The organism is Bartonella sp. B41, from assembly GCF_053795765.1.
Window position 1 is genome coordinate 503,384 of the sequence record NZ_CP200037.1, and the last position, 21,454, is coordinate 524,837.

A 21,454-nucleotide genomic window follows, 5' to 3' on the forward strand; every position below is an offset into this window, starting at 1 on the left:
TGTAAGGTATTGTGTAAGTTATCATGATGGATAAAAATGGGAAATCTGCAGGTTTTTTTTCTCGAGTTACAGGTCGAGTGCGTACTGTTGTTTTAGTGCCTATTTTCCATGAATATGGAAGTGAGAATATTTCGCGCGAATATTCAGTTTCTTCTCGGGTTAAAGAGGCGTTAGGATTGGCGCGTGCTATTAATCTAGATGTTATTCATTATGAGGTAATTAATATTATTATACCGCGTCCAGCAACCTTATTTGGGCGTGGTCAAGCAGAAAAATTTGTTCATTATATTTGTGATTATAATATTGATCTTGCAATTGTGGATAATTTTTTAACGCCAGCACAGCAGCGCAATTTGGAAAAATTATGGAGTTGCAAAGTTATTGATAGAACGGCATTAATTCTTGAAATTTTTGGAGATCGCGCTCGAACAAAAGAAGGAGTCTTACAAGTCGAATTGGCGCATTTATCCTATCAAAAAAGCAGATTGGTTCGTAGTTGGACACATTTAGAAAGACAGCGTGGTGGTCGTGGTTTCTTAGGTGGTCCTGGTGAAACTCAAATTGAAGCAGATAGGCGTCTTTTACAAGATAAAATTACTCGTATTCGTCGAGAATTAGAAACAGTTGTTAAAACACGAACTCTTCATAGATCAAAAAGAAAAAAAGCATCCTATCCTCTTGTTGCTTTGGTAGGATATACAAATGCAGGAAAATCAACTATCTTTAATCGTTTAAGTGGTGCAAATGTATTAGTAAAAGATATGTTATTTGCAACACTTGATCCAACTATACGCAGGGTTACTCTTCCGCATGGGAAAACTATTCTTTTATCTGATACGGTAGGTTTTATCTCTAATTTACCAACGCACTTGATCTCGGCTTTTAAAGCAACACTTGAAGAAGTAGTCGCAGCCGACTTAATTCTTCACATAAAGGATATATCAGATTCTGATCATCATGCACATGCACAGGATGTTTTAGAAGTTCTTTTAAGTCTTGGTATAAATACTGATGATACAAGACGTATCATGGAGATTTGGAATAAAATTGATATGATGGACAAACATGCACTAAATATTTTATCAACAGGTGAAAAAATTTTGCAAAATTCTAAAGCAATGGTATCTGGACTCACGGGGGAGGGAATAGATCGGCTGTTAATAGCTATAGAAAAGCGAATATTTGGAGAAATACAAAGCGTTGAGTGCACGTTGAGAGCTGATGAGATGCGGCTTATTGATTGGTTTTATGAAAACTCCAGTGAAGTAGTGCGAAAAGGACATGATGATGGATCTGTTACCATTAGGGCCGTGCTTACTTCAGAAGCAAAAAAACAACTTGATCGTATAAAAAAAATATAAATTAAAATTTTTTTGTATGTTGCTAAATGTTTTTTATCTCACATTAATAATACTAAAAATTAAGAAGATAGTTACTACTTTCTCTTAAGTAAATAAATATTAAGTATTTTGTTGGTTTAAGTAAATATGATTTTAAAGTGTGATAAGAAACATTCTATACACAAAATGTTGCGAAATAGTTTAATTATTTTACTATTAGCATTATTATGTCTGTATTTTGTTTTGTTATATTACTTTATAAAACCGCAGATTTACAGAGCTACTTTAACATTTTCATTATCTGATTCCGTTGGGAAAATATTACCTATTAATGAGCAAAATGATGCTATCGCATTTTTATTTTTGCAACCTATAATTTTAAATTATTCAAGTAATAAGGACTTTTCTTCATCTAACTCTCATAGGAGAAACTTTTGTGAAAATCTTCATTTATCCCGTAATGGTGATTTAATTGATCTTTCTTTTGAAGCTGAAACTGTGAATGCCGCTCGTTATGGATTAGAATCTTGGTTTACTATATTTTCAAAAACAATTATTGCAGCAAATAAAAAAACATTATTGGCGGATAAGAAAGCCGATAGACAGTATAGTAGTGCTGAAATACTAAACATAGTAAAAAAAATTCGTTTATCTATTGATTCCTTTATACGCTATGATGCAAAACAAACGGAGCTCAATGATCTTTATGTACAATTAACGGAAGCAACTTTAGCACGTATTCACTTAACAAGTTTGAATACAGCCATTAAAGCATTGCGTGAAAACGGAAAATCTTTGTTATCTTTATCATTTATTGCAAAAAATTCAGCGGTTTCTGCGCTAGAGTCCAAGCGTAATCTTTTAGAAACACAAAAAGCGCATATGGCTGTACAATTAGGTTGGACGCATCCTCAAATCAGGGCAATGATTGCAGAATCAGAAACTATTTCTAATCAATTAGATAATAAAATTTTACAAATTGTTCATCAAACTCATTCAGATGAGATTATTGCTAGGGACTTTGAAACGCAGATAAAAAAAAGGATTGGCCTTTTTGTAAAAGATCAGTCTAAATCTTTGGATAAAATATTTAGTGAATTAGAGAATAAAATAAGAGAATTTATAGATACACAAAACAATAAAGTTAGTAATTCTTCTTCGTTGTCAAATATAAAAATTCGTTTGGTCATTCCGACAACAGTAATACCAATTTCTTTTATAGCTATTCATGGAAAAACTATTATTTTTAGCATATTCGGAATCTTAGCAACTATCTTAGGTAGCATATTGTTATTGCGGTTATACTTTGAAACAAAAAAAAAATCACCAGAAAAAAAAGATTCTAAAAATGATAGGAATGTTTTGGTGTCTAAGGAGACAGAAAACTTTGAAACTTTTGTTACAATAGAAAAATTATCCAATTTTTTAATGTGGCGTATTCCAATAGTTGTTTCTATAATTGGTCCAGAAGCTGCACGAACAGCAGCGAAATTATCTCTTCATCTTATAAAAGAAAGAAAAACGATCCTATTGGTAGACATTTCTGGTCAGCAAATAGAGAAAGTGATTGGTCCACATAGAGGATTGAGCGATATTTTAACGGGAAATGCGCAGGTACATGATGTTATTTATCGTGATTATGACACTGGAGTTGATATTCTTCCACAAGGTTTAACAAGTTTTGTTTGTGCTCAAGATTTTTCAAACAATATTCCTAGATTATTTCAAGAATTAAAAAAAGAATATGATTTTATTATTTTAGAAATAGCTGATGAACCTAAATATGGATTTGAGCAATTTGCAAAAATAACAGATTACTATATTTGCAGTGTTTCTCTTAACGAACAGAGTTGGATGGTGCGTATGGTGAGTAGGTTCACAAAAACTGTTTATCGTGTTATCGTGTCGTAGATATTGCAAAATAGGAATGTTAATTAAAATGTTTAGCTTGCACATTCGTTGTTTGTTAAAGTTACAGCGTTGGGTGGTTTGAAAATTATTTTTGTCGGGGATATCTGGGATAAATGTCGGGTAGGTGGAGATGACAGCACAGAAATTAAATAATGTCGCTTTGACACCGTTGCAAAAAAAACATCGAAAGCAGATACAAGCGTGGCTCTATTTTATTGTTTTTCTTTGTTTGGTTATTGTTTTAGCGGGAGGTGCTACTCGCTTAACAGGATCTGGATTATCTATAACCGAGTGGAAACCAATTCACGGTATAATCCCACCAATTGGTGAGGATCAATGGCAAGAAGAGTTTTTAAAATATCAACAGATAGCGCAATACAAAGTGCTTAATTATGGTATGACTTTAAGTGAATTCAAGGCAATTTTTTGGTGGGAATGGGTGCATAGAGCCCTTGGGCGTCTCGTTGGATTTGTCGCTTTATTTGGTTTAATTTGGTTTTGGATTACAAAACGTATTGAAAAGAACATCCTTCTTCCACTCTCTATTGTACCGCTTCTTATTGCGATCCAAGGTGCAATTGGTTGGTGGATGGTGGCATCAGGTATTGGACAAAGTAGCCTGACAAGTGTCAGCCAGTATCGTTTAGCATTTCATCTCATAACAGCATGTTTTATCATTATTTTTGTTACCTATTTATCTAAAGGGCTTATAGAAAAACAGGAAAAACCAGCAAATCAGATGATTCAACATTTTGCAGGATGGCTTGTTATTTTCATTTTGATTGAGATTTATTTAGGTGCTTTAGTCTCTGGGATTCATGCTGGTAAAGTTTACAATACATGGCCGCTTATGAACAGTCAAATTATACCTGATGGGTTGTTGAATTATAGTCCAATTTGGCTTAATTTCTTCGAAAATCCTTTAACAGTTCAATTTAGTCATCGCTTTTTTGCGTATTTTTTAGTTTTTATGACGGTTGTTCATGCTTTGTATGTGCGGAGAAATATTCCACATTCTTCTCATTCTCGTCGTGCATTTTCTATATGTGTTATGGTTATTTTTCAGGCGTTTTTAGGTATTGTTACATTGTTAAATGAAGACCCAATAAGTTTGGCACTTGTGCATCAAAGTGTTGCATTGATTGTGTTATGTTTTTCAGTTATGCACTGGCGAGCAACGAAGGGGTCTTGTTGCATCATTGAATGAAAATTTATCATCCCAGAAAATATCAGCCATCTGAAAGCATGAGATTGAGATTTTGAATAACAGATGCAGATGCGCCTTTTCCTAGATTGTCTAACAGAGCACATAAATTGAAAATATTTTCACTTTTGTTACTAAAAATAAAAATCTTCATTCCGTCTTTATTGGCTAGATATTCTGGGTCAATCTTGGAAAGAGAATTGGTTTCATCTTGTGATGCGACCGATATTGTGTCATGCCCATCATAGTGAGCATTAAAGATTTCACGTAGATCAGAACAGTTAGCTGATTTTGTGAATAGATTACAGTGTAGTGGAAGATTTACAACCATTCCCTGAGGAAAGCGACCAACACTTGGAACAAAGACTGGTGTTTGATTAATTTGCCCATACATCTTAATTTCTGGAACGTGTTTATGTTGAAGATTGAGGCTATAAATAAAATAATTCGCTTGAATATGATCTTGTCGAGATTGATTTTCTATTTGCTCAATCAATTCTCTACCACCGCCTGTATAGCCAGATATTGCGTTAATTGAGATTGGATAGTAAGCGTCTAGTAAACCTGCTTCACGAAGTGGTCGGATTAAGCCAATTGCGCCAGTGGCGTAGCATCCTGGATTAGTTACGTATCGCGCAGCTTGAATACGTTTTTTTTGTTTTGCTGTCATTTCAGGAAAACCGTATACCCAATTTGGAGCAATACGATGAGCTGTTGAACTATCAATAATTCTAATTTTTTTATTATTTTTTAATTGGTTAACTGTTTTATATGAAGCATCATCTGGAAGACATAAAATAGCAATATCTGTTTGGTTAAGACAATCTTGTCGAGTATCAAAGTTGTGCCGATCTGTATAAGAAAGAGAGATTAGTTTCAAATCTGAACGCTCAGATAACCTCTTTTGTATCTGTAACCCAGTTGTTCCATGTTCTCCATCAATAAAAACTTTTGCTGTCATTCCATCTTCCTTGAATTAGTTTTTTATTACCATATTCAAATTTTTATACTGTAAATCAGTTCAAATTATTTTCATCCTAGATTATTTCCAACTTAAACTATTTCTAGACTAAGTTTACTGAATTTATTTAAGTTATGGATAATTTTATTGATAAGGAATATGAAATGGGTAATATGCTAGCATAAATCGCATATTCACTTTGCATTATTTATTTTTGTGAGAAAAAAATCCATTTAGATTGTAAAATAGATTATAAAAAATAAGAGAAGTGTTTGTTGTATTTTCATTTTTTAATAAAAATAACTCAAAATATTTGGTTTGCACGGTTTGCTGTGTTACTGTTCGCTACTTAATTTTTAGAATGTTAGGATGTATTTTATGACTGAGCAAGCAGAGAGCGCACGAAAGTGCTTTTTTAATGATAATTTACATACTGTTGATGTCGCGGTTTTTGATGCAATAAAGTGTGAATTTGAGCGTCAAAAAAGTGAAATTGAACTGATTGCATCAGAAAATCTTGTTTCAAGAGCAGTTCTTGAAGCACAAGGATCTATTTTAACCAATAAATACGCAGAAGGTTATCCAGAAAATCGCTATTATGGCGGTTGCCATTATGTTGATCAAATCGAAAAATTAGCAATTGAACGAGCCAAAAAATTGTTTGGTGTTTCTTTTGCAAATGTTCAGTCTCATTCAGGAAGCCAAATGAACCAAGCCGTGTTTTTGTCATTGCTTCAGCCTGGAGATACATTAATGGGATTAAGTCTGGATTCTGGTGGCCATCTCACACATGGATCTCGCGTTAATATGTCAGGAAAATGGTTTGATGTTGTTTCTTACGGTGTACGCGAAGAGGATCACCTTCTTGATATGGAAGAGGTTGAACGCTTTGCAAAAAATTACAAGCCAAAGCTTATTATCGCAGGAGGAACCTCTTATTCACGGATTTGGGATTGGAAACGGTTTCGTGAAATAGCAGATGAAATTGGATCTTATTTGATGGTTGATATGTCTCACATTGCAGGTTTGGTTGCTGGTGGAGTTCACCCTTCACCTATACCACATGCACATATTGTGACTACAACAACACATAAATCATTACGCGGTCCTCGTGGTGGTATGATATTAACGAATGATGAAGGCTTGTCTAAAAAGATAAATTCAGCTGTTTTCCCAGGTCTTCAAGGAGGGCCTTTTGTGCATGTAATCGCTGCTAAAGCAGTGGCATTAGGAGAAGCTTTACAACCAACGTTCAAAGATTATATTGCTCACGTTGTTTTCAATGCTAAGGTTTTGGCAAAGAGGCTGCAGGGTAATGGTTTTGACATTGTTTCTGGTGGCACGGATAATCATTTGTTATTGGTTGATTTGCGTTCTAAAAAATTGAAGGGAAGATCTTCAGAATTGTCCTTAGGACGAGCTGGTATTATTTGTAATAAAAACAGTATTCCTTTTGATCCTGAAAATCCTTTTATAACCTCGGGTATTCGTTTAGGTACACCAGCTGCAACAACACGTGGATTTTCTGAAGATGAATTTATTCAAGTAGCTGATTTTATTTCAGAAATTCTTGAAGGTCTTAAGATAGCAAAAAGTGATGAGAACAATGCAGTAATTGAAATGAGAATCAGGAAGAAGGTGAAAGATATGACAGATAATTTTCCTCTTTATTCTAATCTTTGCACCTGTTAAAGGTATAGAAAATGCGTTGTCCTTATTGTCAATACGAAGATACACAAGTTAAGGATTCACGTCCCGCAGAAGATGGAACAGTGATTCGACGTCGACGCGTGTGTTCTGTTTGCGGTGGGCGTTTTACTACATTCGAACGTGTTCAGCTTCGTGAGCTATTAGTTTTTAAGAAAAGCGGTCGGTGTGAGCCTTTTGATCGCGATAAATTGATGCGATCAGTTGACGTGGCTGTGAGAAAACGCAATATTAATCCTGATTATATTGAACGGGTAATCTCTGGTATTGTCCGCCAATTAGAAAATTTGGGAGAGCCTGAAATTGCTTCAGAAAAAATTGGGCATCTTGTTATGGAAGCATTAAAAAACATTGATGGTATTGCTTATATTCGTTTTGCTTCTGTTTATCGAAATTTTCGCGATCCAAGCGATTTTCGTAATATTATAGATGAACTATCAGAAGGTATAACGGATACAGAAGCCTATTTTAATGAATAAAAAAGCGCAAGATGAGCGGTTTATGGCAGCGGCTATCCGTTTGGCAGAACGTCACATCGGTCTTACTGGTGAAAATCCTTCCGTTGGTGCATTAATTACGCGGAGTGATCCTAATTTAGGCACATCTATTGTTGGATATGGAGTGACAGCTGTTCACGGGAGGCCACATGCTGAAGTACAAGCTTTACAAATGGCTGGTTCTTTAGCTCGTGGTGCTACTGCTTATGTTACTTTGGAGCCTTGTTCTCATTACGGTAAGACTTCACCGTGTGTTAATGCACTTATTGATTCAGGTATTTCACGAGTTGTTGTTGCTCTTACTGATTTGGATAGTCGGGTTGATGGTCGTGGTATTGCCCTTTTGCGCGCGGCTGGCATCAATGTTGTTGAGGGAGTCTTGGCCGAAAAAGCTTTTGAAGCTTTATGTACTCATTTGTACATAAGAAAGATGAAGCGGTGTTCAGTTACTTTAAAAATGGCAATTTCTGCAGACAATGGCGTTGGGAAAAAGGGGCAGGGTAGGATAGAGATTAGTGGAACAATTTCACGGACTTACGCCCACATTTTACGGGCTCAAAATAATGCTATTATTGTTGGTATTGGAACTGTGTTAGCGGATGATCCACAATTAAGTTGCCGTCTGCCTGGGTTAGAAATGCGTTCTCCTACTCGTATTATTTTAGATAAAGATTTACGGATTCCACTTTCTACAAAAGTTGTTCAAACAGCAAACAAAATTCCAACATGGGTTATTTGTGATAAGAGTATTTCAAAAAAAAATAAAAAAATAGCGTTAAAACAGTGTGGTGTATCTGTCTATTCAGTAAAAGTAAACAATGGTGATATGTCACCACTTCGCATTTTACAGCTGCTTTATAAACATGGAATCAATAGTGTTTTGCTTGAGGGAGGAGTGAAGACAGGAGAAAGTTTTTTAAATTCTGGTTGTGTTGATCACGTAATATGCTTTTATGCACCTATTTTTTTAGGAAAAGATCGTATTGAAGCTCCTTATTTTGAAAATTATCTTTCAGAATTTAATAAAATTGAAACGAGAATGTTTGGAAAAGATCATTTTTGTAAATGGAGGCATAAGGCATTATGTTTACAGGAATTGTAACAGATATCGGCCTTGTTGAAGACATTCAACCATTAAAACAAGGCATACGTTTAAATATTTCTACGCACTATGACGTAGAGAGTTTAGAAGTTGGTGCGTCAATTGCATGTTCAGGGATTTGTCTGACAATTGTCGAGAGAGCACAAAAACAATCTGTCACGAATTGGTTTGCGGTGGAAGCATGGGAAGAAACATTGCGATTAACCAATCTTTCACAATGGAAAAAAGGGACTTTTGTTAATTTGGAGAGATCACTTCGATTTGGTGATGAAATTGGTGGGCATTTAGTTTCTGGTCATATTGATGGTTTAGCTGAAATCATTGATCAAAAAAATGAAGGTGATGCATCTCGTTTTTATCTACAGATTGCTCCTCAATTTTCGCCTTTTATTATAAGTAAAGGCTCTATTGCACTTAATGGAACGTCTCTGACTGTTAATTGCATAAAGGATAATATTTTTGATGTCCTTGTTATTCGACATACATTGGAAATGACAATTTGGGGACAGGCTAAAATTGGTGATCAAGTTAATTTAGAACTTGATCAAATTGCTCGTTATGCTGCCAAACTTTCTGATTTTAGTAACAAAAAATAAATAGATTTAAAGAGTTTATTGTATCTTTTAACATTTTTAATCATCAAAATTTAAATTTTTTGTTTATCTTATTTAATAAGGTTTCCTCCATGGTAAAAATAATACGTAAAAATTCACATTTGTTAATTGTTGAAGCGCGTTTTTATAATGAAATTTCTGATGCTCTGCTCGCTGGTGCAGTAAATACTTTAAAAAAATCCGAATCAAGCTATGATATTGTGACAGTACTAGGGGCACTAGAAATACCAGGTGCGATAGTTTTAGCTGAAAAAAATAGCAAAATATCTTATGATGGTTATGTAGCGCTTGGTTGTATTATTCGAGGTAAAACATATCATTTTGAAATTGTTGCTAATAATTCTTGTCGAGCATTGATGGATTTAACTGTCCATAAGCACTTGGCAATTGGAAATGGTATTCTGACCGTTGAAAATGAAAAACAGGCATGGGAACGCGCAAAACAAGATAAAAAGAATAAAGGTGGTTTTGCCGCGGAAGCTGCTTTATGCATGATTTCCTTAAGAAAAAGATTTGGAAAGAATCATTAAATATGGCTGACATGGCTAACACGAAAGAAAAATATTTTCCACGTTCTGCTAATAAACGTGGGGCGGCAAGGCTTGCAGCAGTGCAGGCACTTTATCAAATGGATATGGTTGGTACAGGTGTTATGGAAACAGCAGCTGAGTATGAGGCTTATCGTTTAGGAAAAGATATTGATGGAGATCAATATCTTGATGCTGATTTTCAATGGTTTTTTTCTATTATAGATGGTGTCGTAAATGATCAAAAACAGCTTGATCCTATGTTGCATCAACAGCTTTCAGAGGAGTGGCCACTTTCACGTCTTGATTCCACACTACGAGCGATTTTACGTGGTGGTTTATGGGAGTTGATTAATTGTCGAGGTGTGCCTGTTGCTGTTATTGTAAGTGAATATGTTGATATAGCAAAAGCATTTTTTGAAGGTGATGAACCAAAGCTCGTTAACGCGGTCCTTGATGGTATAGCGAAAGAAATTCGCTAAAGGAAACAACAACAATACAAATCTCATTTTTATTGAGATTTGTGTATTGAAAATTAGAATCTGAAAACTTTATAGATCTTTGATGATTTTAGTTAAGAAAGGTTGTTCTTCAGCTTTAGCAGCTGGTGTTGTTCGTGAAATGAAATCAAATATTTGACCATCTTGCAATCCATAATTGGCTATCTTAGTAACTTGTTTATCTTTATCAAAATAAATGGCTAAAATCTTACGATCGACGATTTTAGCTTTCATGAACTGTACCCCACGATATCGAACTTGTGAGATGTAATAAAAAACCTCATTATTATTATATTCTGTCTTTAACGAAGGAGTTCCTAAAGTTAGCATAATCTGTTCTTGACTTGATCCAACAGAAATTAAACTAAGGGTATTCTGATCGAAGACGTAGCCTTCCTTATATGTTTGATTCAAACCCGAGGAATCAACCAACCTACAGCCAGCAATCATTATCATGCTGGCCATTGAAAAACCAACCCATAACTTGCATCCGAGCAAGGACACCATCCGAGGTACTTGAAACAACGATATCTCCATCTTCTACTTAGAATACATGACAAAAAGGTAATCCCGAGTTTTTTTTAATTTAAGCTTAATCTACCATAGCTTACGTCGAGGTTCCTTGCTATAAATTAAATTATGCCATACAGGATTCTTTTAGAAAAGAAAAAAATGTAATTCGTATGAATTGACATATCTGAATAAAAGAATGGCATACATTATGCTTCTGTTTTTTTGGAGTTTGCAATGGGCGTTCAGAATATTTCTCAAATGAAATTTGCTTTGTCTTATCCAGTTTCAGTGCGCTCATTACCCACTAAAGGCATTAAGGCGCGTATTTGTGCTGATCAGAAAGAATGTATACATTTGGCCTATAATCATGATTTAGCAGAGGTAAAATTTTGTGAAGGAGAATTCCATATTTTTCCTTGGAAAAGGCGTGGGGTACGCGTAAAAGGTTTTTTTCGAGCAAAGATAATACAGTTATGCGTTGTTACCTTAGAACCATTAGAAAACACTCTCTATGAAGATATAGAGATTGTTTTTATTCCACAAGATTCAAATCTAACCAAGCCCAAAATATTTGAAAATACAGGTGAATTGTTTTTAGATTCTGATGGGTTGGATACACCAGAAATTTTTCATGGAGATAAAATTGACATTGGTGAAATTATGGAGGAATTTTTTGAGTTATCAATTAATCATTATCCACGCAAAGAGGGTGCAAGTATGGATATAATTGAAAATTCAGATGAAATTGGACAAAAATCATCACCATTTTCTGCTTTGAAATAGCTAGCTCTGATTGTAAATACGTAAAAAAATTGTCAATTGTATACCAATTGACAAATAATGTTTTTGCGAAGAATTTTTGTGTAATACGCTTTGTAGTTGGTTGTTCGATGACAAAATCGTAATATTACTTTAGAAGCATAAATTAAAAATGTAGGATGTGTAGGCGTGATTAAAATTTCTGTAGATTTAATGGGTGGGGATCACGGTCCAGAAGTGACGGTTGCAGGAGCAGCAATTGCGCAAAAACATTTGCCAAATATTTATTTCTTGTTTTATGGGGTGAGTGAAATTGTTGAGCCAGTTTTAAAAAAATATCCTTGCTTGGTTGCCGTATCGAGATTCTATCCTACAGAAAGTTATACGCGTATGGATGAGAAGCCAAGCCAAGCTCTTCGCGCTGGAAGAGGTAAATCATCAATGTGGTATGCGATTGAAGCTGTCAAAAATGGTGAAGCTGATGCTTGTATTTCTGCCGGCAATACTGGTGCTCTTATGGCAATGTCTTATTTTTGTTTAAAAATGATGGCTGAAGCTGAGCGTCCTGGAATTGCAGGAATTTGGCCAACACTTCGAAGTGAAAGCATTGTTTTGGATGTTGGTGCAACAATTGGAGCATCTGCCAGCCACTTGGTTGACTTAGCAGTTATGGGAGCTGGTATGTTCCGTGCCTTATATCATGTAGAAAAGCCTAGTGTCGGTCTTCTGAATGTAGGTGTTGAAGAGGTTAAAGGGCTTTATGCAATTAAAAAAGCAGGAACTATACTGCGTGAAGTACAATTAGAAGGATTAGAGTATAAGGGATTTGTTGAAGGAAATGACATTGGAAAAGGAACTGTAGATGTGGTTGTAACGGAAGGGTTTTCTGGTAACATTGCTTTGAAAACAGCAGAGGGAACTGCACGTCAGATAGGAGAAATTTTAAAAACTGCTATGTGCAGCTCCATTTTTTCATATCTTGGTTATTTTTTATCGCGGAGTGCCTTTCGTACATTGAAATACAAAATGGATCCCGATAGGGTTAATGGTGGAGTCCTTTTAGGCTTAAACGGTGTCGTCATAAAAAGTCATGGCGGAGCTAATGCGGATGGTTTTGCTTCTGCTATCCGTGTTGGTTATGAGATGGTTAGTAATGGACTTTTAAAAAAAATAACCGCTGATTTGCGGCGATTTCATGAAAAAAAAACAAGACTATTTGACAAAGAAGATGAAGATGAATCGATGATTGGTTAAAAAGTCGTATGATCAGTGTTCATAATACAAGATTAAAAATCTCAGGAAAAGGTTAAAATCGAATGATTCGATCAGTTATGTGTGGTGTTGGAAGTGCTTTGCCTAAAAAAAGTTTGTCGAATGATGAGATTGCAAAACTTGTTGAAACATCAGATTCTTGGATTTTTCAACGTACAGGAATACGTCAACGCTATATTGCCGATAAAAATGAGACGACTGTTTCTTTAGGAACTAAAGCAGCTCAAGGTGCTCTTGCAAATGCCGGTTTAACGATAAAAGACATTGATTGTATTATTTTAGCAACTTCTACACCAAACCATACTTTTCCTGCATCTGCTGTTGAAATTCAACATGCTTTGGGAATGAATCACGGGTTTGCTTTTGATGTTCAAGCTGTTTGTTCTGGTTTTATTTTTGCTGTAACAACGGCAGACACTTATTTACGCAGTGGAGCAGCAAAAAGAATTTTAGTTATCGGATCCGATACATTTACCCGAATTTTAGATTGGAAAGATCGTACGACATGTGTTTTGTTTGGTGATGGTGCAGGTGCCATCATTTTAGAGGCGCAAGATGCTGTAAGTAGTGTTTCCTGTGATTGTGGCATATTATCTTCAAAATTACGCTCTGATGGCATGTATATAAATAAACTATACGTAGATGGAGGTCCTTCTACAACACAAACTACGGGTCTATTACGCATGGAAGGGCGAGAAGTTTTTAAGCATGCTGTTGGCATGATAACAGATGTGGTTGATGAATGTTTCGCTGCTGTTGGAATGAATTCTTCGCAATTAGATTGGTTTGTTCCTCATCAAGCTAATAAACGTATCATCGAAGCGTCAGCCAAAAAACTAAAGATTCCTATGGATAAAGTTGTAATTACTATTGATCAACATGGTAATACGTCGGCGGCATCCGTACCTTTGGCTTTAGCGACGGCTATTCAAGATGGAAGAATTAAAAAAGGGGATCTCATTATGCTAGAGGCTATGGGAGGTGGGTTTACATGGGGAGCAATTCTTATTCGTTTGTAAATTTATAGATACTTGACCGTATTTAAATAAAACGTATAAATCACTTTGATATATTATAATTTTAGATATTTGAACGGGTAATTATAATGGCAGGTAAAACAGTAACGCGTGCAGATTTAGCAAGCGTGGTTTGTAGAAAAGTGGGCTTGTCACATACTGAGTCAGCAGCTTTAGTTGAGCTAGTATTAGGTGAAATTTGCAATTCGCTGATAAAAGGTGAATCTGTTAAATTATCCTCTTTTGCAACTTTTCAGGTTCGCAATAAAAATAAACGTGTTGGACGTAATCCGAAAACAGGTGTTGAAGCAGCTATTTCACCACGACGTGTGGTAACATTCAAGGCAGCAAATGTACTTAAACAAAGGATTTTAGACTCACACCGTTCCAGACAAAAAGATGATGTCATATAAGCGAACTTTTTTGTAGTATTATTGCGAAATTCTTTAAAGAATTTTATATTTGTTACAGTCCTATTTTTGAACAGTCTTATTGAGAAATTGAGTCTTGGTTAGCAGCTATAAAATCATTTATATAATTTTAGGTAGGGTATTCCAAAATGGATAAGAGCTCCGATGCTTTTCGCACAATTAGCGAAGTGGCGGGGTTATTAGAGCTTCCGCAACATGTTTTAAGATTCTGGGAGACTCGTTTTTCGCAGATTAAACCAATGAAGCGTGGTGGTGGGAGACGTTATTATCGTCCAAATGATATCAATTTACTAAATGGTATCAAACAGTTACTTTACAGTCATGGTTATACTATAAAAGGTGTACAGCGTCTTTTAAAGGAAAATGGCATTGCTTTTGTTGTTTCACTTGGCAGTGGCGATATTGATGCTATAAATGCTGTGATAGAAAAGAAACATGTGAAACAAATATCAGAAATCACTCGTGATAAGCCAAAAAGGTCTTCTTTTGGGCTTTTGGGTTTTATGAAAAATGAAGAAGATGCATCTGTTGGAGCTGTTAGCCTTTACAAAGACAAGACGGATAAGGCTCTGTTACAGGAGGCTCTGTTTGAATTAATCGAATGTAAACGTGTTCTTGACAGGGAACGATGACGCTAAAAATTTTTATTTCACAATTTTTTTATCTTTTACTTATTTTAAATATTAGCTGGGAGACGCAAATCTGGCGGCGTTGCTTCATCTGAAAGCTGTTTTATTACTTCTTCGACAGATAAAAAATTCTGATTTGTACTTCCTAAACGACGCATACTTACACTATTTGTTTCTGATTCACGTTTACCGCATGCGAGAATTACGGGAACTTTTTGTAAAGAGTGTTCACGTATTTTATAATTAATTTTTTCATTACGAAGATCTACTGCTGCCAAAAGACCAGCAGCCTTGATTTTTTCCGTTATTTTTTTTGCATATTCATTCTCTTCAGAAGTAATTGGAGCAACAACAATCTGTTGAGGAGCGAGCCAAAGCGGCATGTGCCCAGCAAAATTTTCGATTAATATTCCAAGAAAGCGCTCCATTGATCCAAAAATTGCTCGATGGATCATAACAGGTTGGCGTTTTTCTGAATTTTTGTCAACATAAAAAGCCCCGAAACGTTCAGGAAGATTGAAATCCACTTGTGTTGTTCCACATTGCCATTCGCGACCAATTGCATCTTTCAATGTATACTCAAATTTTGGTCCATAAAATGCTCCTTCACCCGGAAGAATACTTGTTTTGATGTTTCTTGAAGATTCTTTCGCAATTGTATTGAGAACAGATATCATGATATTTTCAACGTGATCCCATAATGCATCTGAACCAACACGTTTTTCTGGTCGTGTTGAGAGTTTTAGACTGATTTCTTTAAAACCAAAATCAGCATAAGTTGATAAAATGAGATCATTAATGCTAAGGCATTCATCGGCTAATTGTTCATCAGTACAAAAAATATGTGCGTCATCTTGTGTAAAACTGCGAACGCGCATCAGTCCATGTAAAGAACCTGATGGTTCATAACGATGAACAAGACCAAATTCAGCGAGTCTTATAGGCAAATCACGGTAAGACTTTAAGCCGTGTTTAAAAATCTGTACATGACCTGGACAATTCATTGGCTTAAGAGCATAAATACATTCATCATCCCAATTGTCAGTTGCAGGAATTGTTTTGAACATATTTTCTTTATACCATCCCCAATGCCCAGATGTTTCCCAAAGCGATTTATCGAGGACTTGTGGCGCATTGACTTCAGCATATTGGTGATCATCAAGGCGCCGGCGCATGTAGCTAATCAAATTCTGGAACATTTTCCAGCCCTTTGAGTGCCAAAAAATCATTCCTGGACTTTCTTCTTGAAAATGGAATAGGTCCATCTCACGACCTAAACGTCGATGATCGCGCTTTTCAGCTTCTTTTAGCATATGCAGATAAGATTTTAAATCATTTTCATTTGCAAATGCCGTACCGTAAATTCTCGTTAACATGGGTTTATTAGCGTCGCCACGCCAATATGCCCCTGCAACTTTCATTAATTTAAATGCATTTCCAATTTGTCCGGTAGACTGCATATGTGGACCACGGCAAAGATCAAACCAGTCTCCTTGATAATAAACCTTCACATTTTGATCATCTGAGATGGAGTCAATAAGCTCAACTTTATAAGGCTCTCTATTTTCAGAAAAAATCTTTTTAGCTTTTTCACGAGACCAAATTTCTTTTCTAAAAGGTTTATTGCGTTGAATAATCTCATGCATTTTTTTTTCAATGATAGTAAGATCATTTAATGTAAAAGGTTGTTTACATGCAAAATCATAATAAAAACCATTTTCGATAACTGGGCCGATTGTAATTTGCGTTTCAGGAAAAAGCTCTTTCACAGCTTCAGCTAAAACATGCGCACAATCATGACGTATCAATTTAAGGGCACGTGGGTCATCGCGGGTAATGATTTCAATTTGACCAGATTTTTCCAGTGGGTCTAAAAGATCCCGAGTAACGTCATTAAAATTATAGGCTACTGCTTTTTTTGCAAGCGATTTAGAAATAGACTCTGCCAATTCTAGACCAGTTATTTTGGCAGGGTAATTACGTTGTGAACCATCTGGAAACGAAAGAGAAATAGAAAAAGACACAGAAAACTCCTTTAATCCAATTCCGCTAACGATTGCGGATGGCTCCATGAAATTGAAGCGATAATCAGTTAAGAACAACTGAGATAATTTTCTATCAATAGACATAAAAAAAGAAAAGAGCTATTTGTTGTGTTTCGCAGAAATTTTCCAGTAGCGCCAAGGTTTATAAAAACAGTAAAAATCTTCAAGAGAGGTTGGAACTGGATCGAAGCCACTAGTTCCAAATGGGCCACAACGTATGATACGAAAGAACCCCATCCAAGCGCCAGCCCACAATCCATGGCGTGCGATTGCTTCATAAGCATACTCTGAACAAGTTGGTGCATGGCGACATTGATTTCCTATCAAATTGGAAAGTGTTATTTGATAGAAACGTATCAATAAAAGACCAAGCAACCTTCCAGGTGTTTTTTGCCAAATACCCGTGTAATTTCGTGTATATCTTTTTTTTTGTTTAGAGTGTAATTTAGGCATTTATTTTTCTTCAATTTGTTTAATACAATCCATAACGGCATCAAAAATGAGCATTGTTGATGTGTGGCGAATCTTATGTTTTTTAATTGGCTGCAAGCAAGCAAATGCCTCAAAAGGAAAAGAGGGGGGAGGGCCATTTTCTGTTAGCATACGATAAATAATTTCATGTAATCCTTTAATACTTTGTGTTGTTTTACCTATGATATGGCACGCCAGAAGCGAAGCTGAAGCTTGTCCTAGTACACATGCGCGCACTTCATGAGCAAAATCTGTAACAACACAATTTTCTATTTTCAAATCTACAGTAATCGTTGATCCACAAAGACGTGCGTATTTTTTTGATGTTGCATCTGGATTGTCAAGGCGACCAATTCTACTTATACGCGCAGCATATTTAAGTATTTTATCGTTATAGACACTATCAAGCATGAGGCATTTCCTGAAATTGTGAGATCCGTGATCATTTAAGCTTTTAATTCAATTATAGAGAGATTATACAAAATAAGATGGATATGTAGCAAATGCTTTATACGTAGTAGATTTGGAGTTTTTTAATGTGTGATACTGCTAAAGGAGTTACTTTAGAGCCATTTTCGACTGAAGAGAAACGTCCTAGTTTTGAGGAAGTGAAATCGGCGGTTCGTGCGTTGCTATTATGGATAGGAGAAGATCCAAATCGAGAAGGTCTCTTAGATACTCCGGAACGTGTAGTTAAAGCATATCAAGAGCTTTTTACTGGTTATAATCAATCAGTTGAAGATATTTTGGAAACGGTTTTTGAAGAAGTTTCAGGATATAATGAATCAGTGATAGTGAAGGATATCCCGTTTTATTCACATTGTGAACATCATATGATTCCAATTGTTGGTAAGGTTCATATTGCTTATATTCCTGAAACAAAGATTATTGGTCTTTCAAAAATTGCACGTATCGTGGATGTTTTTTCCCGTCGTTTGCAAACGCAAGAAGCTATGACAGCTCAAATAGCTGATGCCCTAAATATAAATCTAAAACCTCGCGGTGTTGCAGTATTGATTGAGGCAGAGCACATGTGTATGGTCATGCGAGGAATAAAAAAGCAAGGAACTGCAACAATTACGACAAATTTTCATGGTTATTACAAGCTAGATCAAGTTGCTCAGGCTAACTTCATGACGATGGTTTGCCGATAAATGGTAAGGTTTGTGCTTGGACAACTTGCATAAAGCTTTAATAAGTTTGAAAATAATTCACTAGAAAGTAAAAATGAGCTTGTGCCTTACCGTGTGATTTGTTAAAGCCAAAACCATTACGTTTTGCTTCGCTATGTGCGGTCGTGGCGGAAGTGGTAGACGCGCAGCGTTGAGGTCGCTGTGGGGTAGCCCGTGGAAGTTCGAGTCTTCTCGACCGCACCATTTGCATCCTTCATAATTTTTGGGTGGGGTGCTGATCAAGAAGAAATTATGTGTGCATTGTATGATGGTGTGCAACGTGCATGGTGGCGGGATCTTTCTTCTCATAATAGTTTGTTAGTGCGTTTCTGTAAAGTGTTTAGATCCTTAGAAATTTTGCCTTTGTGCTTATAAATTTGGAAGCCAACTGTATTTTCATGAAATTAGGTATTTTACTATGAGAAGTACGATCTTTTTAAGATATTTTATGCTCTTTGTTTGCATTTTTTTATTAACTGCATGCAGCAAATCACGTGCTGTGCTGTGGCATGGAATTCACGCAACGCCATCTATGATTGCAGTGCAAAGAGAAGTTGAAGGAACACCGATTCCTCCAAAAGCTATCGTCCCAGTTTATGTAGCAACAAGTCGTATGATGCAAAATAATTATTCTCAGCCTTATGGGGCAGAGCGATCAAATAAGGTAAATTATAATCGTGTCGATATAGGAATCCCACAAAACCATGTGAATGGTTGTATTGAAACAAATGCGTATAAACCAAATTACGAAAAGCATTTTGCAGCGGTAGCACTGAGAAAATATGATAGCAAGGAAGAGTTTAAGCAAAAATTAAATGCTGCTTTAGCGGAAAAGAAGAACGGAAGGAAAGAAATTTTTCTTTTTATACATGGTTATAATAACAATTTTGCAGATGGTGTATTTCGTGCAGCTCAATTCACCCATGATTACTCCCTGAATGTTGTTACTGTGCACTATTCGTGGCCTTCTGCTGGATCAGTACCGCTTTATATTTATGATCGTGATAGTGCTAATTTTGCACGCGATGGGCTTATAGAACTTTTAACAGTTATTAGTGAAACTGATGCTGATCAAATTTCAGTTATTGCCCATTCTATGGGCAACTTTGTAATAATGGAAGCATTTAGGACTTTAGCATTACAAGGCAAATATAGGCCAATTCTTCGGATTACAAGTTTTTTAATGGCAGCACCGGACATCGATCTTGATGTATTTGAGCGTCAACTTAATGATATTAAACAATTACCTCGTCCCACAGCTATTTTAGTATCGCGTGCAGATAAAGCTCTTGCTGTTTCTGGGCGCCTTACAGGGGGACATCCTCGTGTGGGAGATGGTTCAGACATAAAAATACTGCGTAAAAATGGAATAGCTGTTCTTGACTTTTCTCATGTTGACGGTGGAGCACATAGCGTGTTCGCATCTTCACCAACATTGATGGCTCTCTCTCGGGAAGGATCTTTGGCTTCAACTATTATGGAAGGAACAGAATTATCACCTAGTCAGGCAATTCTTGCTGATAGCAGTAGTGTATTAGAAAAAACAACACGACTTATTCTTTATGCACCAGTACATCTTTTATCTCCATTATCTTGGCGTTAAATATGAAAAAAGGCCGTTTGCTAAACAAAAAATGACATTTTTTAGCATTTTCTTTAGAATAGTCTTATAACATTAGGGCGAATAGTGGGATGAATGTAAAAAAAACAACCATTAGGTAAGTTTGCAATGGTTACAAAAAAGCGTTATGACCACACAACTGCGTTAATAGATTGTTTATCTTATTCTGCGGTTAAACTGCTAGATATTCATGATATTCTTTCTAGGGCAAAAAAAGACAATGTTGGTGAAAAAGAGGACTTGCTGCACCAAATTGACTCTATAAAAAAACATTTGTACGAAATAAGTCATGCACTTATTTTAGAGTATCGTAAACGTCAAGAAGATGAGCGCTTTTTAAAGCAAATTTTGGCTTCTATTTCAGATCATCTTTTTTCTCTTAATAATGGTTTTAAAGAAACAAGTCGCTTATTTTTTCAAGAAATCAGAGTTATTCAATCTCAAATGCAGTGTTTTTATGAAAACAACGAGAAGCAATGTTTATTGAGTGATCAAGAGTTTTCTTATTCTTCAAAAATTAATGAAACTATTGAGTGGTTACAAAAAGCTCGAGAAAGGCTTATTGTTGAAAGTCCACATCTCTTTGAAAAAGAGTGGTAAAATCGGAAACAAAAGACCTTTAAATTTGGAAGGTCTGCATTTTATTCTGATTAAGAGATAATGTACTTAAATTTATACATGTTTCTTATTTAAGAATAATGGAGTCAAATTAATGTCAAAAAAAGTCATGATCGTAGAAGATAATGAGCTTAACATGAAGTTGTTTCGTGATCTTATAAAAGTGAGTGGTTATGAAACTATAGAAACACGAAACGGTTTGATTGCACTGGATTTGGCTCGTTCATCAATGCCTTCACTTATTCTTATGGATATCCAATTGCCTGAAGTATCTGGAATAGATGTTATTAAAAAGTTAAAAAATGATGAAGAATTAAAATCTATTCCTATAGTTGCTGTTACAGCTTTTGCAATGAAGGGTGATGAAGAACGAATTCGCGCAAGTGGGTGTGAAGAATATATGTCGAAGCCCATTTCTGTCCCTCATTTTATCACAACAGTGAAGCGTTTTTTGGACTAATTTTGTAAAAAATTTTTACAAAATAACAATAAGAAATATAGAAAAAACGATTTTTGTGAAACAACTAAAGATGTACACGCAAAA

24 protein-coding genes and 1 tRNA gene are annotated in these 21,454 nt (G+C 35.7%); 20 read left to right on the forward strand and 5 right to left on the reverse strand.

Features of this window, described 5'->3' with window-relative positions; translation table 11 throughout:
• Positions 1 to 23 precede the first annotated feature (23 nt).
• The 3 genes from hflX to V4P54_RS02050 all read left to right on the forward strand — a co-directional run bounded on the left by hflX (position 24) and on the right by V4P54_RS02050 (position 4,458).
• Positions 24 to 1,361 carry a GTPase HflX gene (gene hflX, locus V4P54_RS02040; protein ID WP_455477486.1) on the forward strand — a complete coding sequence of 446 codons (1,338 nt, stop codon included), beginning with the start codon at positions 24 to 26 and terminating at the stop codon, positions 1,359 to 1,361.
• Positions 1,362 to 1,487: 126 nt separating this feature from the next.
• Complete coding sequence (locus tag V4P54_RS02045) at positions 1,488 to 3,251, forward strand: hypothetical protein (protein WP_455477487.1); 1,764 nt, start codon at positions 1,488 to 1,490, stop codon at positions 3,249 to 3,251.
• A 130-nt stretch (positions 3,252 to 3,381) separates the two neighbouring features.
• Positions 3,382 to 4,458, forward strand: coding sequence for a COX15/CtaA family protein (locus V4P54_RS02050; protein ID WP_455477488.1), 1,077 nt, complete (start codon positions 3,382 to 3,384; stop codon positions 4,456 to 4,458).
• Between the two features lie 22 nt (positions 4,459 to 4,480).
• Here V4P54_RS02050 and argC read toward each other — a convergent pair whose 3' ends face one another.
• Positions 4,481 to 5,416, reverse strand: coding sequence for an N-acetyl-gamma-glutamyl-phosphate reductase (gene argC, locus V4P54_RS02055; RefSeq protein WP_455477489.1), 936 nt, complete (start codon positions 5,414 to 5,416; stop codon positions 4,481 to 4,483).
• Between the two features lie 378 nt (positions 5,417 to 5,794).
• Here argC and glyA point away from each other — a divergent pair, with 378 nt between their 5' ends.
• The 6 genes from glyA (at position 5,795) to nusB (ending at position 10,345) form a co-directional block, all read left to right on the forward strand.
• Positions 5,795 to 7,108, forward strand: a complete 1,314-nt coding sequence (gene glyA, locus V4P54_RS02060) for a serine hydroxymethyltransferase (RefSeq protein ID WP_455477490.1) — start codon at positions 5,795 to 5,797, stop codon at positions 7,106 to 7,108.
• 11 nt (positions 7,109 to 7,119) lie between these two features.
• Positions 7,120 to 7,602 (forward strand): transcriptional regulator NrdR, encoded by a 483-nt coding sequence (gene nrdR / locus V4P54_RS02065; RefSeq protein ID WP_455477491.1) that lies wholly within the window; start codon positions 7,120 to 7,122, stop codon positions 7,600 to 7,602.
• Entirely contained in the window at positions 7,595 to 8,722 is a 1,128-nt protein-coding gene (gene ribD / locus V4P54_RS02070; RefSeq protein WP_455477492.1) for a bifunctional diaminohydroxyphosphoribosylaminopyrimidine deaminase/5-amino-6-(5-phosphoribosylamino)uracil reductase RibD, read from the forward strand. Before nrdR ends, ribD begins: the two co-directional genes overlap by 8 nt.
• Positions 8,704 to 9,318: a riboflavin synthase gene (locus V4P54_RS02075; protein ID WP_455477493.1), complete on the forward strand. Its 615-nt coding sequence runs from the start codon at positions 8,704 to 8,706 to the stop codon at positions 9,316 to 9,318. The genes ribD and V4P54_RS02075 overlap by 19 nt, the downstream gene beginning before the upstream one ends.
• Positions 9,319 to 9,407: 89 nt before the next feature.
• Positions 9,408 to 9,866: a 6,7-dimethyl-8-ribityllumazine synthase gene (locus V4P54_RS02080; RefSeq protein WP_455477494.1), complete on the forward strand. Its 459-nt coding sequence runs from the start codon at positions 9,408 to 9,410 to the stop codon at positions 9,864 to 9,866.
• An 11-nt stretch (positions 9,867 to 9,877) separates the two neighbouring features.
• Positions 9,878 to 10,345, forward strand: coding sequence for a transcription antitermination factor NusB (gene nusB / locus V4P54_RS02085; protein WP_455477660.1), 468 nt, complete (start codon positions 9,878 to 9,880; stop codon positions 10,343 to 10,345).
• A gap of 69 nt (positions 10,346 to 10,414) precedes the next feature.
• On the opposite strand, the gene V4P54_RS02090 is transcribed toward nusB, so the two are convergent.
• Positions 10,415 to 10,870 carry an outer membrane protein assembly factor BamE gene (locus V4P54_RS02090; RefSeq protein ID WP_455477661.1) on the reverse strand — a complete coding sequence of 152 codons (456 nt, stop codon included), beginning with the start codon at positions 10,868 to 10,870 and terminating at the stop codon, positions 10,415 to 10,417.
• A 240-nt stretch (positions 10,871 to 11,110) separates the two neighbouring features.
• On the opposite strand from V4P54_RS02090, the gene V4P54_RS02095 reads away from it, so the two are divergent.
• The 5 genes from V4P54_RS02095 (at position 11,111) to V4P54_RS02115 (ending at position 14,986) form a co-directional block, all read left to right on the forward strand.
• Positions 11,111 to 11,659 (forward strand): YceD family protein, encoded by a 549-nt coding sequence (locus V4P54_RS02095; RefSeq protein WP_455477495.1) that lies wholly within the window; start codon positions 11,111 to 11,113, stop codon positions 11,657 to 11,659.
• 165 nt (positions 11,660 to 11,824) lie between these two features.
• Positions 11,825 to 12,889, forward strand: coding sequence for a phosphate acyltransferase PlsX (plsX, locus tag V4P54_RS02100; RefSeq protein WP_455477496.1), 1,065 nt, complete (start codon positions 11,825 to 11,827; stop codon positions 12,887 to 12,889).
• Between the two features lie 62 nt (positions 12,890 to 12,951).
• Entirely contained in the window at positions 12,952 to 13,926 is a 975-nt protein-coding gene (locus V4P54_RS02105; protein WP_455477497.1) for a beta-ketoacyl-ACP synthase III, read from the forward strand.
• An 86-nt stretch (positions 13,927 to 14,012) separates the two neighbouring features.
• Complete coding sequence (locus tag V4P54_RS02110; protein WP_455477498.1) at positions 14,013 to 14,336, forward strand: integration host factor subunit alpha; 324 nt, start codon at positions 14,013 to 14,015, stop codon at positions 14,334 to 14,336.
• Between the two features lie 146 nt (positions 14,337 to 14,482).
• Positions 14,483 to 14,986: a MerR family transcriptional regulator gene (locus V4P54_RS02115; protein WP_455477499.1), complete on the forward strand. Its 504-nt coding sequence runs from the start codon at positions 14,483 to 14,485 to the stop codon at positions 14,984 to 14,986.
• Between the two features lie 44 nt (positions 14,987 to 15,030).
• Here V4P54_RS02115 and thrS read toward each other — a convergent pair whose 3' ends face one another.
• The 3 genes from thrS to V4P54_RS02130 all read right to left on the reverse strand — a co-directional run bounded on the left by thrS (position 15,031) and on the right by V4P54_RS02130 (position 17,910).
• Positions 15,031 to 17,007 (reverse strand): threonine--tRNA ligase, encoded by a 1,977-nt coding sequence (gene thrS, locus V4P54_RS02120; protein WP_455477500.1) that lies wholly within the window; start codon positions 17,005 to 17,007, stop codon positions 15,031 to 15,033.
• Positions 17,008 to 17,127: 120 nt separating this feature from the next.
• A complete protein-coding gene (yidD, locus tag V4P54_RS02125) occupies positions 17,128 to 17,481 on the reverse strand; it encodes a membrane protein insertion efficiency factor YidD (RefSeq protein WP_455477501.1) in 354 nt (117 codons plus the stop codon).
• Positions 17,482 to 17,910: an iron-sulfur cluster assembly scaffold protein gene (locus tag V4P54_RS02130; protein ID WP_455477502.1), complete on the reverse strand. Its 429-nt coding sequence runs from the start codon at positions 17,908 to 17,910 to the stop codon at positions 17,482 to 17,484. It lies immediately after the preceding gene.
• Positions 17,911 to 18,035: 125 nt separating this feature from the next.
• Between V4P54_RS02130 and folE the strand changes: the two genes are divergently transcribed.
• The 6 genes from folE (at position 18,036) to V4P54_RS02160 (ending at position 21,370) form a co-directional block, all read left to right on the forward strand.
• On the forward strand, positions 18,036 to 18,653 hold the full coding sequence (folE, locus tag V4P54_RS02135) for a GTP cyclohydrolase I FolE (RefSeq protein WP_455477503.1): 618 nt from the start codon (positions 18,036 to 18,038) through the stop codon (positions 18,651 to 18,653).
• Positions 18,654 to 18,790: 137 nt separating this feature from the next.
• Positions 18,791 to 18,875: transfer RNA gene (locus V4P54_RS02140), tRNA-Leu, on the forward strand.
• Positions 18,846 to 19,046 (forward strand): hypothetical protein, encoded by a 201-nt coding sequence (locus tag V4P54_RS02145; protein WP_455477504.1) that lies wholly within the window; start codon positions 18,846 to 18,848, stop codon positions 19,044 to 19,046. Before V4P54_RS02140 ends, V4P54_RS02145 begins: the two co-directional genes overlap by 30 nt.
• Before the next feature lie 43 nt (positions 19,047 to 19,089).
• Complete coding sequence (locus V4P54_RS02150) at positions 19,090 to 20,274, forward strand: alpha/beta hydrolase (RefSeq protein ID WP_455477505.1); 1,185 nt, start codon at positions 19,090 to 19,092, stop codon at positions 20,272 to 20,274.
• A 126-nt stretch (positions 20,275 to 20,400) separates the two neighbouring features.
• Entirely contained in the window at positions 20,401 to 20,892 is a 492-nt protein-coding gene (locus V4P54_RS02155) for a hypothetical protein (protein ID WP_455477506.1), read from the forward strand.
• Positions 20,893 to 21,004: 112 nt separating this feature from the next.
• Positions 21,005 to 21,370: a response regulator gene (locus tag V4P54_RS02160; protein WP_455477507.1), complete on the forward strand. Its 366-nt coding sequence runs from the start codon at positions 21,005 to 21,007 to the stop codon at positions 21,368 to 21,370.
• The last annotated feature ends 84 nt before the right edge of the window (positions 21,371 to 21,454 follow it).